The organism is Enterobacter sp. RHBSTW-00994 (assembly GCF_013782625.1).
Lineage (GTDB): Bacteria > Pseudomonadota > Gammaproteobacteria > Enterobacterales > Enterobacteriaceae > Enterobacter.
In genome coordinates, this window is record NZ_CP056199.1 from 991452 (window position 1) to 1008230 (window position 16779).

General features: G+C 51.7%; 18 protein-coding genes. 12 read left to right on the top strand and 6 right to left on the bottom strand.

Features of this window, described 5'->3' with window-relative positions; all coding sequences use genetic code 11:
* Positions 1–3: 3 nt before the first annotated feature.
* From HV346_RS04635 to ampH, 3 genes are all read right to left on the bottom strand, one after another.
* Positions 4–1704 (bottom strand): GNAT family N-acyltransferase, encoded by a 1701-nt coding sequence (locus tag HV346_RS04635; protein WP_181622403.1) that lies wholly within the window; start codon positions 1702–1704, stop codon positions 4–6.
* 116 nt (positions 1705–1820) lie between these two features.
* Complete coding sequence (gene hemB, locus HV346_RS04640; protein ID WP_181622404.1) at positions 1821–2795, bottom strand: porphobilinogen synthase; 975 nt, start codon at positions 2793–2795, stop codon at positions 1821–1823.
* Positions 2796–2893: 98 nt separating this feature from the next.
* Positions 2894–4051, bottom strand: coding sequence for a D-alanyl-D-alanine-carboxypeptidase/endopeptidase AmpH (ampH, locus tag HV346_RS04645; RefSeq protein WP_181622405.1), 1158 nt, complete (start codon positions 4049–4051; stop codon positions 2894–2896).
* Between the two features lie 204 nt (positions 4052–4255).
* On the opposite strand from ampH, the gene HV346_RS04650 reads away from it, so the two are divergent.
* The 3 genes from HV346_RS04650 to HV346_RS04660 all read left to right on the top strand — a co-directional run bounded on the left by HV346_RS04650 (position 4256) and on the right by HV346_RS04660 (position 7238).
* Complete coding sequence (locus HV346_RS04650) at positions 4256–4789, top strand: isochorismatase family protein (protein ID WP_181622406.1); 534 nt, start codon at positions 4256–4258, stop codon at positions 4787–4789.
* A gap of 116 nt (positions 4790–4905) precedes the next feature.
* On the top strand, positions 4906–6126 hold the full coding sequence (sbmA, locus tag HV346_RS04655) for a peptide antibiotic transporter SbmA (RefSeq protein WP_181622407.1): 1221 nt from the start codon (positions 4906–4908) through the stop codon (positions 6124–6126).
* 14 nt (positions 6127–6140) lie between these two features.
* Positions 6141–7238 (top strand): DUF1615 domain-containing protein, encoded by a 1098-nt coding sequence (locus HV346_RS04660; protein ID WP_181622408.1) that lies wholly within the window; start codon positions 6141–6143, stop codon positions 7236–7238.
* 9 nt (positions 7239–7247) lie between these two features.
* Here HV346_RS04660 and HV346_RS04665 read toward each other — a convergent pair whose 3' ends face one another.
* Positions 7248–7550 (bottom strand): DUF2755 family protein, encoded by a 303-nt coding sequence (locus HV346_RS04665; protein WP_181622409.1) that lies wholly within the window; start codon positions 7548–7550, stop codon positions 7248–7250.
* Positions 7551–7798: 248 nt separating this feature from the next.
* On the opposite strand from HV346_RS04665, the gene HV346_RS04670 reads away from it, so the two are divergent.
* Positions 7799–8035 carry a DUF2754 domain-containing protein gene (locus HV346_RS04670; protein WP_181622410.1) on the top strand — a complete coding sequence of 79 codons (237 nt, stop codon included), beginning with the start codon at positions 7799–7801 and terminating at the stop codon, positions 8033–8035.
* Here HV346_RS04670 and ddlA read toward each other — a convergent pair.
* Positions 8032–9132 carry a D-alanine--D-alanine ligase gene (gene ddlA, locus HV346_RS04675; RefSeq protein WP_181622411.1) on the bottom strand — a complete coding sequence of 367 codons (1101 nt, stop codon included), beginning with the start codon at positions 9130–9132 and terminating at the stop codon, positions 8032–8034. The genes HV346_RS04670 and ddlA overlap by 4 nt on opposite strands.
* A gap of 270 nt (positions 9133–9402) precedes the next feature.
* On the opposite strand from ddlA, the gene HV346_RS04680 reads away from it, so the two are divergent.
* From HV346_RS04680 to adrA, 5 genes are all read left to right on the top strand, one after another.
* A complete protein-coding gene (locus HV346_RS04680) occupies positions 9403–10617 on the top strand; it encodes a multidrug efflux MFS transporter (RefSeq protein WP_181622412.1) in 1215 nt (404 codons plus the stop codon).
* Positions 10618–10865: 248 nt separating this feature from the next.
* Complete coding sequence (gene iraP, locus HV346_RS04685; RefSeq protein WP_181622413.1) at positions 10866–11126, top strand: anti-adapter protein IraP; 261 nt, start codon at positions 10866–10868, stop codon at positions 11124–11126.
* Between the two features lie 98 nt (positions 11127–11224).
* A complete protein-coding gene (phoA, locus tag HV346_RS04690) occupies positions 11225–12640 on the top strand; it encodes an alkaline phosphatase (protein ID WP_181622414.1) in 1416 nt (471 codons plus the stop codon).
* Positions 12641–12731: 91 nt separating this feature from the next.
* Positions 12732–13052 (top strand): phosphate starvation-inducible protein PsiF, encoded by a 321-nt coding sequence (psiF, locus tag HV346_RS04695; RefSeq protein ID WP_181622415.1) that lies wholly within the window; start codon positions 12732–12734, stop codon positions 13050–13052.
* Positions 13053–13153: 101 nt separating this feature from the next.
* Positions 13154–14257, top strand: coding sequence for a diguanylate cyclase AdrA (gene adrA, locus HV346_RS04700; RefSeq protein WP_181622416.1), 1104 nt, complete (start codon positions 13154–13156; stop codon positions 14255–14257).
* 16 nt (positions 14258–14273) lie between these two features.
* On the opposite strand, the gene proC is transcribed toward adrA, so the two are convergent.
* Entirely contained in the window at positions 14274–15083 is an 810-nt protein-coding gene (gene proC / locus HV346_RS04705; protein ID WP_181623697.1) for a pyrroline-5-carboxylate reductase, read from the bottom strand.
* A 105-nt stretch (positions 15084–15188) separates the two neighbouring features.
* Here proC and HV346_RS04710 point away from each other — a divergent pair, with 105 nt between their 5' ends.
* From HV346_RS04710 to HV346_RS04720, 3 genes are all read left to right on the top strand, one after another.
* Positions 15189–15647, top strand: coding sequence for a YaiI/YqxD family protein (locus HV346_RS04710; RefSeq protein WP_181622417.1), 459 nt, complete (start codon positions 15189–15191; stop codon positions 15645–15647).
* Between the two features lie 145 nt (positions 15648–15792).
* Positions 15793–16317 (top strand): shikimate kinase AroL, encoded by a 525-nt coding sequence (aroL, locus tag HV346_RS04715; protein WP_181622418.1) that lies wholly within the window; start codon positions 15793–15795, stop codon positions 16315–16317.
* Positions 16318–16361: 44 nt separating this feature from the next.
* Positions 16362–16553, top strand: coding sequence for a YaiA family protein (locus HV346_RS04720; protein ID WP_181622419.1), 192 nt, complete (start codon positions 16362–16364; stop codon positions 16551–16553).
* The last annotated feature ends 226 nt before the right edge of the window (positions 16554–16779 follow it).

The window sequence follows — 16779 nt, forward strand, 5'->3', positions numbered from 1 at the left end:
GGGTTATAAATGCGCTTCAATATACCGCTGATAGCGGTTGGCTTTGAGGTAGCATAAATCCACCAGAACCAGCCCATCCACGCAGTTATTGAACGCCGGATCGCTGCCAAAATCGATGAATTGCACACCGCCCGGTTCACACAGTTCTGAATACTGCTTGTAGAGGGGCGGAATACCGCAGCCCAGATTACCGAGCAGCGATTTTAGCTTTGTCAGGTCATCCACATAATCGACGCCGCCAAATTGCGCCAGCACCTCCGGCAACGAGGCCGGGTATGGTTGACGGGATGCGGCAAAGGGGTGGCTGGCCGGGAACCACAGACGGTAAAACGCGACCAGCAGATCCCGCGCCGCAGGCGGTAATCCTCCGGAGATGGATACCGGACCGAAAAGGTAGCGGTAGTGGGGATAACGCGCCAGATAGGCCCCAATTCCTGACCACAGATAATCCAGACCACGGCGGCCCCAGTAGCGCGGCTGAATAAAGCTGCGTCCCAGTTCAATACCGTGCTCCAGAACATCCTGCATCTTGTCGTCATAATGGAACAGGCTGTAGCTGTAGAGGCCTTCCACACCACGGTGGGCAATCTGTCTGGCGGTCGGCATAAAACGGTAAGCGCCGACGATTTCCAGATCCTCTTCATCCCACAGGATCAGGTGCAGATAATCATCGTCGTAGCTGTCGGTATCGCGACGTTTTCCACTGCCTTCTGCCACGGCGCGAAACGCGATTTCCCGCAAGCGACCCAGTTCACGCAGCAGCGGTGCGTCTTCTTGTCCGTTGCGTTGCCACAGGTAAATGGTTTTTCCGTCGCCGGTTTTCCCCAGACATTCTGCCTGAGCCAGTTCACGGCGAAGCGTGGCCCGATCTTCAGGACGCGCGATGGCACATTCCGTTTTGAATATTCCCGGCAGGCCTTTGCCAAGGCGCATCACATGCTGGCGGCACTGCTCAGCCATTTCTCGCGGAGACAACGTGGTGCTAAACCAGCTATTCCACGCAATTTGCTGACCAATTTTAATCGGCAGTTGGCTGTGACGGCGGCGGAACATCTGCTGCATGAGCAGCAGCATGGAAAGCGTGGGCGATACCAGCGTGCTGGCGTAAAACAACGCGCTGTTATGTGCCTGAATATGCATGGGAAGCAGAGGGGCGCGGAGTTTACTGGCAAGTTTGATAAAGCCGGAATGCCATTTTTTATCGCGAATACCCCTGCGCGTGGGCCGTGACACTTCGCCAGCGGGGAAGAAAATCAGTACGCCTGCGTTTTGCAGGTGCTGTTCCATTTGCACCAGGGATGTTTTCGCTGTCTTACCGCCCATATTATCGACCGGTATAAACAGGGAACTAAGCGGTTCAAGGTGCGTGAGCATCCGGTTGGTCACCACTTTGATATCACGGCGTACGCGTGAAACGGCATACATCAGCGCCAGGCCGTCGAGGGTTCCGGTCGGGTGGTTAGCCATAATGACCAATGGGCCATGTTCGGGGATTTGTTCAAGATCGCGGGCGGAAATGGTGCAGAGAATATCGAGATGTTCCAGAACTTGTTCCACCATATCCAGCCCTTTCAGGTGGCGGTGGGTGGCTGCAAACTGCTGGAATTCTTCTTCGTAGAACAGTCTTTTTAACAGACTTTTTTGCCAGGGTGCAGGCCTCGCCTGAGGCCAAAGGTCATCGAGAACACTGTCGAGACTAAACATGGTAACTCCTCCTGCCGTCTTGCGAAGACAGTAGAAGGGGCAGATGTCGGTTGTATTGCAGTTTGGTGAAGTTATTGCGTGGCTTCCCTCTCCAGGAGGAGAGGGAAAGGGAGGAATTAACGCAGAATTTTCTTCTCGGCCAGATCCAGCGCGAAGTAGGTGAAGATCAGATCCGCCCCCGCGCGTTTGATTGCGCCCAGGCTTTCCAGAATCACTTTCTCTTCGTCGATCGCACCGGCTTGCGCCGCGAATTTGATCATCGCATATTCACCGCTCACCTGGTATGCGCCCAGCGGCAACTGGGTGCGTTCGCGGATGTCGCGCAGGATATCCAGATATGCGCCAGCCGGTTTGACCATCAGGCAATCGGCGCCCTGAGCTTCATCGAGCAGGGATTCGCGGATCGCCTCGCGGCGGTTCAGCGGGTTCATCTGATAGGTTTTGCGATCGCCTTTCAGCGCTGTGCCTGCGGCTTCACGGAACGGGCCGTAGAAGGAGGAGGCGAATTTGGTGGAGTAGGACATGATGGCGGTATCTGTGAAGCCCGCAGCATCCAGCGCCTGACGGATCGCCTGCACCTGGCCATCCATCGCGGCGGAAGGCGCGATGAAATCAGCGCCGGCAGCGGCGGCAACGACCGCCTGTTTGCCGAGGTTCAGCAGGGTGGCATCGTTATCTACGCCGTGGTCGCACAGCACACCACAGTGGCCGTGAGCGGTGTATTCGCAGAAACAGGTATCGGACATGACAATCATTTCCGGCACTGTCTCTTTGCAGATGCGCGACATGCGTGCCACCAGACCGTCTTCCTTCCAGGCATCGCTGCCGGTGGCATCAGTGTGGTGAGAGATGCCGAAGGTCATCACGGAGCGGATCCCGGCATTGGCAATGCGTTCGATCTCACGTGCCAGATGCTTTTCAGGAATGCGCATAACGCCGGGCATTGCATCGATGGCTTTGTAGTCATCGATCTCTTCTTCAACAAAAATCGGCAACACCAGATCGTTTAAGGTCAGTGTTGTCTCTTCAAACATAGCGCGCAGAGCCGGTGACTTGCGCAGGCGGCGGGGACGAGCAATTAAATCGGTCATGATATGCCTGACGTTTGAGGAACAAAGAAGGGCGCAGTGTACCTCAAATTTAACTGGGGTGTTTCGCAAAACAGGCGTTACACCCCAGACTTGTACGGTCAGGAAGCCGGGACAACCTGTGCTTTGTTGTCGCTCAGTTCGGCAACGAGGTTATTTATTCCGTCACTCATATTGACGAATCGGGTATTTGGCGAGCGTGTTACGACAACAAATGCGCCCACGTTTGATTGCGGGATCATCGCCATATAGGTAATGAATCCACCACCACCACCGGTTTTCTGAATAATGCCAGGGTGTCCATTTTTCGGTGCGAGGTAGACCCAGCCCATACCCAACGCATCGGCTTTACCCGGCACATCCATGCCCACCACACGGTGCAACTGACTGCGTTGGTAGATCAACGTCTGCATGCGGTCAGCCTGGTTGCTGCGAGAATAGAAATCAGACGAGAGGAACTGCTGCATCCAGCGCATCATGTCGCCAGGCGTGGAGTAAACACCACCACTCCCGATGGCCGCCAGTGTGTTGTTGCACGGGCTGGCCCCTTTTTCTGCCACCATCAGGCGTTTGCATTGGTCGGGTGAGGGGGTGAACGTCGTGTCTTTCATGCCCAGTGGGCGCGTGATTTGTTCTTCAAATAGCTGGGTATAGGGCTTGCCAGATGCCGTTGATAACGCATCAGCCAACAAATCAAACGCCAGGTTCGAATAGGACGCCTGTGAGCCTGGCGCGGTTTTCAGCGAGGCGGTGTTCAGATAGCTCCAGCGTTGTTCACGGGTCGGCCAGACGAAGACCGCTCTGTGCGCCGCTCCACCGGGTTGTTCACGAGGCAGGGCGCTAGTGTGGGTCGCCAGGTTTACCAGCGTAATCGGTGCTCCCTGATACGTTGGCACGCGAGTACCAGGTGGAGCGTACTTACTCAGGGGATCGTTGAGTTTCACCACGCCCTGGTCGAGCAACTTCACCAGCATTTCACTGGTCATTAACTTGGTTAATGACGCAATTCGAATGACCGAATCCAGTTGCGGATGAACATTACTTCCTGGGCGCGTTTCGCCAAAACTGCGAAAAACACGCTGGTTGCCGTCGATGACCACTAATGCCATGCCGGTTGCACCGCTGCCGTAGTAGATCAAATTTGCGTAGCGATCGGCAATATCAGAGGCAAAAGCAGGGGCTGTCAGCGGCTGGGCTGCCTGGACCGTGGATAGGCTTACCGCACACAGCGCGGCGAAAGAAAACAGACAACGTTTCAACGAAAAGCATCCATGAAGTGAATGAAGGAAGTAATGGGTATTTATACTACTAAACGGTGCGGTGCAATGGCCTGAATTGCATAACGATAGCGAGAAAAACGTAACCATGGGTAAATAAGAACAATTTCATTGTTCACCGCCTCCCATTTTGTGACATCGGGCTTATGATAGTCGTTTGTTTCGCTCAATTTTTCGGAGAAGGGTATGGCTGAGAAGCGTGTGGTTATGGTTATCGATATGCAACAGGGTGTCTTCGCGACCCCGCGTATTCAGCGCGAACAATGTGTTTCGCACATCAATCAACTCACGCAGGCCGCCGATATGGTTATTTTTATTCAGCATACCGAAACCGGAGGGCTGGAAGAGGGGAGTGACGGGTTTGCTCTGCTTCCTGAATTGCACCAGCCAGCAGGGGCATTTTACGTGACGAAGACGGCTTGTGATGCGTTTTATCACACTGCGCTTGAGGCACTGTTGCGCGAACAGGAGGTCGGTCAGTTTGTCATGTGCGGTTGTGCGACGGATTACTGTGTTGATGCCACTTTCAAGAACGGTGTCAGCCGTGGCTACCATATTACTGTCGCAGAAGATGCCCATACCACGGCAAACCGCCCGGCCGCAGAAGCCAAAACACTGATACAGCATTATAACGACGTCTGGCGCACTTTTATTGCACCGGATAATCCGCCTGTTGTGAAATCCACCGAAACAATTCTCGAAAACTGGAAAGCGAACTAATAATAAACCATTGGGTCTGACCCTTTTGCGCAGGCCAGATTGCGGGCCTGTGGCTGCATTTTCGTATGGCGATGTGTTGAACACAGCAACAGCCATAACTACAAGAAGGAAGCATTATGTTTACGTCTTTTTTCCCAAAACCGGGGCCATTTTTTCTCTCGGCGTTTATTTGGGCACTGATCGCGGTCATTTTCTGGCAGGCTGGTGGTGGCGTCTGGCTTGAGCACATCACAGGGGCCACGGGGGATGTGCCAATTAGCGCCGCCCGTTTCTGGTCGCTGAGTTATCTGCTGTTTTACGCCTATTACGTTGTGTGCGTGGGGCTGTTTGCACTTTTCTGGTTTACCTATTCGCCGCATCGCTGGCAGCGGTGGTCGGTTTTGGGCACGTCATTGATTATTTTTGTGACCTGGTTTTTGGTGGAAGTGAGCGTAGCGATTAACGCATGGTATGCGCCATTCTACGACCTGATTCAAAAGGCACTTAGCGCGCCTCACAAAGTGACGCTTGGAGAATTTTACAGCGGGTTAAATATTTTCCTCGGGATTGCAATGATCGCCGTAACCGTTGTTGTTTTGAATAACTTCTTTGTTAGCCACTATGTCTTCCGTTGGCGTACCGCCATGAACGAATACTATATGGATAACTGGCAAAAGTTACGCCATATCGAAGGGGCTTCTCAGCGTGTTCAGGAAGATACAATGCGTTTTTCTTCGACGGTTGAAGATATGGGCGTGAGTTTTCTGAATGCGGTTATGAAACTGATTGCTTTTTTACCGATACTGGTCACGTTGTCGGCTCATGTACCGGAACTTCCTGTCGTTGGCCATCTTCCTTATGGCCTTGTGATAGCGGCCCTTGTCTGGTCCATTATGGGAACCGGAATGTTAGCTGTTGTGGGGATTAAGCTCCCGGGACTGCAATTTAAGAACCAGCGCGTTGAGGCGGCATATCGTAAAGAACTTGTTTATGGGGAAGATGATCCGACGCGTGCGAGTCCGCCAACGGTTCAGGAGTTGTTCAAACATGTTCGTTTTAACTATTTTAAGCTCTACTTCCATTACACCTATTTTAACATTGCGCGCATCCTCTATTTGCAGGCGGATACGGTTTTCGGTTTAGTCCTGCTGTTTCCGTCCATTGTGGCAGGTACGATTACGCTGGGATTGATGACGCAAATCACGAATGTATTTGATCAGGTCAGAAGTTCATTCCAGTATTTAATCAACTCATGGACCACGTTGGTGGAACTGATGTCTATCTATAAACGTTTACGCAGTTTTGAGCGTGAACTGGATGGACAGGATCTGCAGGAAGTTACCAATACCTTAAGCTAATACAGGGAGTTGCTATGCTGTTTGTCGTACCGCGTGTGTTACCGTTGTCCTTGCTGGCCGCCATCGTGCTTGTGGGTTGTGCTGAGAAAGGAGCGGTTCCGCTCAAACAGGGGGAAAAACCGCTGGATGTGGCGAGTGTCGTACGGCAAAAAATGCCTGCCAGCGTGAAGGAACGCAATGCGTGGGCCGATGCGTTAGCGAAAACTTTTGAAAGCCAGAAGATTGCCCCCACCGAGGAGAATATCTGCTCGGTGCTGGCCGTCGCGCAACAGGAGTCTATGTACCAGGCCGATCCGGTCGTTTCCGGACTGAATAAAATCGCCTGGAAAGAGATCGACCGACGTGCCGGGACGATGCATATTCCGGTTTTCCTGGTGCATACCGCGCTCAAAATCACGTCGCCAAACGGCAAAACATACAGCGAACGTCTGGATACGGTGAAAACCGAGAAACAGCTGAGCGCAATTTTCGATGACTTTATTGATATGGTCCCGATGGGGCAGAAGCTGTTTGGTTCGCTGAACCCGGTACATACGGGCGGACCGATGCAGGTCAGTATTGCGTTTGCGGAAAAACATACCGACGGCTACCCGTGGAAGATTGATGATACGGTGCGCAAAGAGGTCTTCTCCTTGCGCGGTGGGCTCTGGTTTGGGACTTATCACCTGCTGAATTATCCGGCAAACTACAGCGCGCCATTGTACCGTTTCGCGGATTTTAATGCCGGATGGTACGCCAGTCGTAACGCCGCGTTCCAGAATGCGCTCAGTCGTGCCAGCGGTGTGAAACTGGCTCTGGACGGCGATCTGATTGCGTACGGTAGCAGTGAGGCAGGAACCACAGAGCTTGCGGTGCGTAAGCTTTCGGCAAAACTGGGAATGAGCAACAGCGATATTCGCCATCAGCTGGAAAAAGGCGATAGCCTGGCGTTTGAGAAAACGGATTTATACCAGCAGGTTTTCAGGCTGGCGGAACAGAAGAGCGGGAAAACATTGCCCAAAGAGGTTTTGCCTGGCATCCAACTGGAAAGCCCGAAGATAACGCGTAATCTTACCACGGCGTGGTTTGCAAAACGGGTGGATGATCGTCGGGCACGTTGTATGGCGCTGTAAGGGTAAGACTCAGGGATGACGTCGCCAGCGCAGCACCAGTGCGACAATGCCCAGAATCATACAACCCGCAATAAACGGAATGAGCCCAAATACGGTGGCCACACCAAACCCCATCTCTACCTGTGGTCGACCAGAATCCTGCACTTGCATCAGGTGTTCATACACGCCTGGAGCGTGCACCAGGATGTTGAGAAGCTGTGAACCCGCCCAGAAGCAGAACAGCACAAACAGGGCATAAGCAATGTTGCCTGCGGTGGAGGTTTTTGGTTGTTTGCCGCCAAAAATCGGCTTTGACAAGGTAAAATCAGCCATAAAGACCTCCCGATAATTCACTCTGTTCAGAAACGCGTCGTACAGGGTGAGTTTGACAGGTCATCACGTTTGTCAATATCAGAATCGTGGTAATTTGCGCTAAGGCATTCTCCTGGATTGCTGATTTCTGCATCACATCACAGTTTTTTGACTTAAGTGAAACTGTCTCGTATTTAAGAATTACCGCATCCGCCACAGACCTGATTATTAAACTGTGAGAGGATGTCTTTTTTTCTGTCGGAGTTGCCATGAAGCTGTCTGCCAAACTACGCCGTGACTGGCATTACTATGCTTTTGCCATTGGGCTGATATTTATTCTTAACGGTGTTGTGGGGCTGCTGGGATTTGAAGCAAAAGGCTGGCAAACCTATGCGGTTGGACTGGTGACCTGGGTAATCAGTTTCTGGTTGGCAGGATTCATTATCCGCCGCCGGCCTGAGGACACGACAGCGGATGAGGCGGAAACGGTGAAGAAAAGCGATTAACCGTTTACCGAGCTTTTGAGGGCGCTATCGGCGGCATGTCGTTCCAGCGCCAGTTCGATCAAGCGGGTGATCAGTGCCGGATAGCTAAGGCCGCTGGCCTGCCAGAGTTTCGGGTACATGCTGATATTCGTAAAGCCCGGCAGCGTATTGATTTCGTTGATCACCACGTCGTTTTCCGGGGTTAAAAACACGTCGACACGCGCCATACCTGAGCAGCCCAGTGCCTGATAGGCCTCAACGGCGATCGCCCGGATCTTGTCATTGATGACCGAATCGATGGCCGCAGGAACTACAACCTGAGCGCCTTTGTCATCAATGTACTTGGTATCGTAAGAGTAGAAATCGCTGTTTAACACCACTTCACCGCAGGTGCTCGCCTGTGGGAAATCGTTACCCAACACCGCACATTCAATTTCGCGCCCTTTGATGCCTTGCTCTACCACCACTTTATGGTCAAATTCAAACGCCAGGCGGACGGCTTCGGTAAACTGCGTTTCGTTTGTTACTTTGCTTACGCCCACGGAAGAACCCTGATTTGCAGGCTTAACAAACAGCGGCAGGCCTAACCGGGCGCTGATCTGGGCGAAGCTGTGCGTAGTGCGGTTAGCACGGGTGAGCGTGACAAAAGGTGCGATGTTCAGACCTGCGTCACGCAGCAGACGTTTGGTGACGTCTTTGTCCATGCAGGCGGCAGAGCCCAGTACATCGGAACCGACAAACGGCAGGTTAGCCATGCGCAACATACCCTGCAAAGATCCATCCTCTCCCAGTGTGCCGTGCACGATCGGGAAGATCACATCAATTTGAGCCAGCGTTTTCGCGTTACCAGCGTCGATGAACTGCCCCTGAGTCACGCCTGGAACGGTTGCCACGCTGATTTCAGATGGATTGAGGGCGATATGGGCCGGATCGTTCGCATTCAACAGATACTGGCTGGTATCGTTAACATGCCATTGGCCTTGTTTATCAATACCCAACAGAACAACCTCGAAGCGGTTTTTATCAATGGCATCGACGATATTTTTGGCCGACTGCAATGAAACTTCGTGTTCTGCTGATTTTCCCCCAAAGACAATTCCTACCCGCTGCTTTGCCATCTCACTCTCTTCCAGTATGACTAAAAGCCTATAACATACCACGATGCCATGCGGGTTTCGCGGCCTTCTGCCATAATGTTTTGGTGTGGTTTTTAAAGCATAATTCACCGCCCCTCAGAGGAAAGCTTGTGACATATTTCACAAATATGATGACTGGGAAGATAAAACACCAAAGTCATTCATGCCGCATCTCTGGCGCTACGTAAATGCACGTAACTTGCTAATCTGTGGACGAATTCGCCTAAAAATGAAGATTGCGTCAGGTCAGTTATGGAATCCTGGAAAGTTAACCTTATTTCGGTCTGGTTTGGTTGTTTTTTTACCGGACTCGCCATCAGCCAGATTTTACCCTTCTTGCCTTTGTATGTGGCGCAGTTAGGCGTCAGCTCACACGAGGCGTTGTCCATGTGGTCGGGTCTGACGTTCAGCGTGACATTTTTGGTCTCCGCAATCGTGTCGCCCATGTGGGGCAGCCTTGCCGATCGTAAAGGACGCAAGCTCATGCTGCTGCGTGCCTCGCTGGGAATGGCGGTGGCGATTCTTCTTCAGGCGTATGCGACGAATGTCTGGCAACTGTTTTTACTGCGTGGCCTGATGGGGCTGACATCCGGCTATATTCCCAATGCGATGGCCCTGGTGGCGTCACAGGTTCCACGCGAGAGGAGCGGTTGGGCACTCAGCACGCTTTCAACGGCACAGATTAGTGGCGTCATTGGTGGCCCGCTGATGGGGGGCTTCCTGGCTGACCATGTGGGTCTGCGCGCGGTATTTTTCATTACCGCCATGTTGCTGGTGATCAGTTTCCTGGTCACGCTATTTCTCATCAAAGAGGGAGGGCGTCCACCTGTCAGCAAATCTGAGCGCCTGAGCGGTAAGGCGGTCTTTGCATCGCTACCCTATCCGGGGCTGATGATCAGTCTCTTCGTGACCACGATGGTGATTCAACTCTGTAATGGCTCGGTGGGGCCCATTCTGGCGTTGTTTATTAAGTCGATGGAGCCGGACAGCAATAATATCGCCTTCCTCAGCGGGATGATTGCCGCAGTGCCTGGCGTATCCGCGCTTATTTCCGCACCGCGTCTGGGGAAACTGGGCGATCGCATCGGAACCGCCCGGATACTGATGGCCACGCTTATTTTTGCGGTGGTGCTGTTTTTTGCCATGTCGTTCGTCACCTCGCCACTTCAGCTTGGGGTGCTCCGGTTCTTGCTGGGGTTTGCCGATGGCGCAATGTTACCCGCAGTACAAACCCTGCTGGTTAAATATTCCAGCGATCAGGTCACAGGGCGTATCTTCGGATATAACCAATCATTTATGTATCTGGGAAATGTCGCGGGTCCGCTTATTGGTGCATCGGTTTCCGCGATGGCTGGCTTCCGGTGGGTCTTTGCCGCCACGGCAGTGGTAGTATTGCTGAATATTATTCAACTGGCTATTGCATTGCGCCGTCGCCAGCAAATAGCAGAGGCAAAGGCTGAACGTTAATATCCAGACCAATGCATTATATATTCTTATGGCCACTATGTTTTTATATAACAAAAAATGCAGTGGCTTTTTTAATGATTTTACCGGGTGTGTTGATGGGTTTTAATAATAGAAAAACGTTTCGCTGATAAGCGACGGCGAATATTTACACTGTAAAGTGTTTTTTGCATAAGATAATACCTTTCACCTCTTTGCATTGTTGATTCAGAGTGCTAAGTTCAGCAGAAATCCCATAAGGAAATAGCACGATGAAAAATCTCATTGCTGAGTTGCTGGTTAAGCTTGCACAAAAGGAAGAGGAGTCAAAAGAACTGGTTGCCCAGGTTGAGGCGTTGGAAATTGTTGTCACAGCGTTGCTGCGACAAATGGCGAAACAGGATCAACTGGCATTGATTCAAAGCATCGAGGGCGCGCTCGATGATGCCAGACCGGATTCTCAGGTTCCTGTTCAGGATACGGAGATGCTTCAGCAATACGTAAAAAAGCTATTAAGGCATCCTCGCAACTAAACCGTCATCGAACATAACGGCTTGTCATAGAAATGTCATGCAGGTTGCCTATAGTCGCTCTGTTTTATTTTTATGTATTTTTACATGGAGAAAGTAAATTGAAACAGAGCGCACTTTTCATCGCATTAATACCCCTGTTATTTACCCCTGTAATTCATGCTGAAACCACGAATACCAGTGTACTGGATAATCGTGCAGCACAGGGCGATATCACCCAGCCTGGTGGCGCACGCCGGTTATCAGAAGATCAAACGGCTGCAATTCGTGCATCACTGAATGACAAACCAGCAAAAAATATTATTTTGCTGATTGGTGATGGCATGGGGGATTCTGAAATTACCGCCGCGCGAAATTATGCCGAAGGGGCGGGTGGTTATTTTAAGGGTATTGATGCATTACCCCTTACCGGACAATACACGCATTACGCACTGGACAAAAAAACCGGTAAACCGGATTACGTGACGGACTCTGCCGCATCTGCAACGGCGTGGACAACCGGCGTGAAAACCTATAATGGCGCGCTGGGCGTAGACATTCACGAGAAAGATCATCAAACCATTCTGGAAATGGCAAAAGCGGCGGGGCTGGCAACCGGCAACGTCTCTACCGCGGAACTTCAGGATGCAACACCTGCAGCGCTTATCTCACATGTGACATCGCGTAAATGCTATGGCCCGTCTGTTACCAGCGAAAAATGTCCGACGAACGCCCTGGAAAAAGGAGGTAAAGGCTCTATTACTGAGCAGTTGCTGAATGCGCGTGCAGATGTGACTCTGGGCGGGGGCGCGAAAACCTTCGCAGAAACGGCCACGGCGGGTGACTGGCAGGGTAAAACGCTGCGTGAACAAGCCCAGGCTCGTGGTTATCAGATGGTGAGCGATGCCACCTCTCTGGCGGCTATCACTGAAGCAAATCAGGACAAACCTTTGCTGGGACTCTTCTCTGACGGCAACATGCCTGTGCGTTGGGAAGGCCCAAAAGCCTCTTACCACGGCAATATCGACAAGCCAGCGGTAACCTGCACACCTAACCCGAAACGTAACGACAGCGTACCGACGCTGGCGGCCATGACGGATAAAGCCATCTCCCTGTTGAGCAAGAGCGAAAAAGGCTTCTTCCTGCAGGTCGAAGGGGCATCAATCGATAAACAGGATCATGCGGCTAACCCATGTGGTCAGATTGGTGAAACGGTCGATCTGGATGAAGCTGTGCAGAAAGCGCTGGAATTTGCGAAGAAAGACGGCAATACCCTCGTGGTCGTTACGGCTGACCATGCGCATGCCAGCCAAATCATTCCTTCTGACACTAAAGCTCCGGGCCTGACACAGGCGCTGAATACCAAAGATGGTGCAGTGATGGTCATGAGCTATGGCAACTCTGAAGAAGAGTCAATGGAACATACCGGCACGCAATTGCGCATCGCGGCGTACGGCCCACATGCGGCAAACGTGGTAGGGCTGACCGATCAAACCGATCTGTTCTACACCATGAAAGCGGCTCTGGGACTGAAATAAGAGACTCACCCGGCGGAAATTATCCCTGCCGGGTGGTTTTTTCTCTGCCACGAACCAGACTTACAGTGAATCTTCACAAAAGGATGGTGCAATGAAAATAACATTACTGGTTACCCTGCTTTCTGGCATGTTTCTGATCTCTTCAGTACATGCTGCCGAAAAAACATTAACCCCTCAGCAGCAACGAATGACCACCTGCAATCAGCAGGCAACCGCCAAGACGCTAAAAGGGGATGCGCGTAAGACCTACATGAGCGATTGCCTGAAAAATAGTGCGTCGAAACCGGATGAGAAAAGCCTGACACCACAGCAGCAAAAAATGCGCGAATGTAATGCCCAGGCAACGGAGCAATCGCTCAAAGGTGACGATCGCAGCAAGTTTATGAGCGGCTGTCTGAAGAAAAAAGCGTAGTCCTAACGGGTGAGCGGGCGTTATGGCTCACCCGAAATTTCATACTTTCCCCGCCCCCTCTCTCTCTATAATTGGGAAAATGTTTCAGAATATTCCCAAAAATGATGAATGATGAAAACTTTTACAATAAAGAACGCATTCGGGAAGAGTGGCATCAAAACCTTTCTCAGGATGACTCCCACCGCTCCGGTATTCGATTTTCCCGGCGGGTGCGTCTCGCTCGGGTAACCGGTCTGGCCGCCATGTTTTTCCCCATTGCGGGAGTATTGGTCACCCATCTGATTCCCGGCGGATGGTGGTTATTTTTGGTGGGTTGGGCGTTTGTCTGGCCTCACCTGGCCTGGCAACTTTCCTGCCGTTCACCTGACTCCCACAGCACCGAAATAAATAACCTGAAACTCGATGCGATCATCGCAGGAATATGGATTGGGTTGATGGGCGTGAATGTACTGCCAGCCGTGGCACTGGTCATGATGATTGGCATGAACATGATGGGGTCTGGCGGTTTTCGGTTATTTGTCTGCGGGATCACGATGACCGTGATTTCAACCCTGGTGACGCTACAACTGACTGGCAGAGTTGTGGCGTTTATGCCAGACCCGCTGGCATGGTGGCTGACGTTGCCTGTGATGGTCCTGTACCCGATGCTGTTTGCATGGGTGAGCCATGAGACTGCGATTAGGCTTGCTGAACACAAACGCCATCTTGAACTGATGAGTACCCGCGATGGAATGACTGGTGTATTTAACCGTCGTCACTGGGAAACATTCTTACTGAAAGAATATGAAAATTGCCGCCGTAGCCACGGTGATGCGGCTATTTTACTTATCGATATCGACCACTTTAAGAGCATCAACGATACGTGGGGGCATGACGTCGGCGATGAAGCTATTATCGCCATTACTCGCCAGTTGCAAATGACTCTGCGCGCAGGTGATGTGATTGGACGCTTTGGTGGCGATGAGTTTGCCGTGATTATGTCCGGGACGCCGGCCGAAAAAGCGATTGCAGCGATGTCTCGTGTTCATGAACGACTGGAAAAATTGTCGCTTCCGAGCGCACCGCAAGAGCGGTTGCATATTAGTGTCGGAATTGCGCCGTGGGGACCGCAGTTCGGACATCATCGCGAATGGTTAAAAGCGGCGGATGTTGCCCTCTATAAAGCCAAGAATGCCGGACGTGGCCGCACTGAAGTGGCGGCATAACGTCCGGAGGTACATCTTAAGATTTACTGAGCTTTTCTGATTTTTCCATGCATTTTGCCATCGCTTCTATGACGGCTGCGCGGAACCCGCGCTCTTCAAGTACACGCACTGCTTCAATGGTTGTCCCGCCTGGTGAGCACACCATATCCTTCAGCTCACCCGGATGTTTACCGGTTTCCAGCACCATTTTGGCTGAACCCATTACTGCCTGGGCTGCAAATTTATAGGCCTGGGCTCGTGGCATACCGCCGAGAACCGCGGCATCAGCCATTGCTTCGAGAAACATGAAGACATAGGCTGGCGCCGATCCGCTCACACCCACAACCGGGTGGATCATTGCTTCAGCGATCACTTCAGCTTCGCCAAAGCAGCGGAAAATATTCAATACATCCGCCACGTCCTCTGGAGTGACCAATGCATTAGGCGTTACAGAGGTCATTCCTGCATTAACCAGCGATGGCGTATTCGGCATGGCGCGGACGATTTTACGATCGTGGCCTAATGCCCTGGCCAGTTGATCCAGTGTGACACCTGCCGCAATCGACACAACCAGCGTATCTTTGTTCAGACTTGAGGTCACTTCACTCAGGACTTTGATCATGATGTTAGGTTTGACTGCGCCAAAGACAATATCAGCAACCTGGGCGACTTCCTGTGCGCTTTCCGCAGCATTGATACCGTACTCATCGCGCAATGCGGCAACTTTATCGGGCGAGGGAGTATAGACCCAAATTTGTCCAGGCAGAACCTGTCCACTGGCAATGAGACCACCAAGAATGGCTTTTCCCATGTTGCCACAGCCAATAAAGCCGATTTTCTTCTCCATCATGTCTCTCCGTTATTATGCGTTGTTGTCTCTGATTGATAGCTTTATAGCTTAACAATGAAAAGCAGGCGACAATAGCAATCAATGTCATCATGAGGAGACAACATGGCAATTTGGGTAGATGCGGACGCGTGTCCGAATGTGATTAAAGAAATTTTATTTCGTGCGGCTGAGCGCGTACAGATGCCGTTAACGTTGGTTGCCAATCAGAACTTACGTGTACCACCTTCGAAGTTTATCCGTTCGATGCGTGTCCCTGCCGGGTTTGACGTCGCGGATAACGAAATTGTGCGCCTGTGCAGTCCAGAGGATTTGGTGATCACTGCGGATATCCCACTGGCGGCGGAAGTACTGGAGAAAGGCGCTGCGGCTTTGAATCCACGTGGTGAGCGCTATTCACCATCAACAATACGCCAGAAACTGACCATGCGTGATTTTATGGATACCCTGCGGGCCAGTGGTGTTCAAACAGGTGGGCCAGACAGTCTTTCTCAGCGAGACCGACAACTTTTTGCAGCGGAGCTGGATAAATGGCTGCTGGAAGTGAAACGTCGTACCGCGTAATGATAAGCATTGCTAAATTGTGGTACAGTGTGGCAACTGCAGGGTTGTCATTGAGTACCGCTTTGCAGTAAAGTTAGCGCAACATCTACTGCAATCATTTCTTTACAGTCTTCACGCCGTCCGGCATCAAGGGGAACACCTGGTTATGACCCAACCCATCTTTTTAGTTGGCCCCCGTGGCTGTGGGAAAACCACCGTTGGACTGGAACTGGCACGCGTGTGTCAAAGTCAGTTTGTCGATACCGACCACTGGCTGCAAACGCATGCTGGCGTTACCATTGCAGAGATTGTTGAAAAGGAAGGCTGGGAAAGTTTTCGTGCGCGTGAAACGGCCACGTTAGAAGCGGTCACTGCTCCTTCAACCATTATTGCGACCGGCGGCGGTATTATCCTTGCCGAATGTAATCGCCAGTTTATGCGCGAAAAAGGCGTTGTGATTTATCTCTGCGCTCCCGTACCTACGCTGGTTGAACGCCTGGAGGCATTTCCTGAAGAAGGGCAGCGCCCTACGTTAACCGGTAAGCCGATAAGTGAAGAAGTGAGTGACGTGCTGGCTGAACGCGATGCGCTATACCGCGAAGCGGCGCATCATGTGGTTGATGCTTCTCTGACACCTGAACAGGTTGTCCACTCGATTACCACGGCGTTACGCCTCGCCTGCGCCAGCTAGCTGGCGTCTATACTTATAGTTCAGCCCAACAGCCAGGATGAACTATGCCAAACAGACCTCCTTACCCACGTCATGCGCGCATTATTACTGTAGAAAAAGGTCATCCAGGGCATACCGTGACCTGGTTTCAATTGCGTGCGGACTATCCCACTCCGGATTCGCTTATCAGCGAACACGAGACTGAAAATGAAGCGCTGGATGCCAAACAGCGCTACGAAGATCCCGAAAAAATCTGAACGACATCTCAATCTGTCCATAACTGTGCCCAAATCACACTTTTCACTCATCGGGAATGTTAAGCAGGAGTTAATATTTAGTTATTACAGGTAGATTCGGACAGGCCCGCCGATCTTTACATTTCGGTGTACAGATCACCTGCTACGCTTTTGTGCTGTTTCGTTGAAAACATGAACTGTGCAGCGTAGTGAGCCTGTACCTGTGTGACAGCTGTGGTAGTGATGA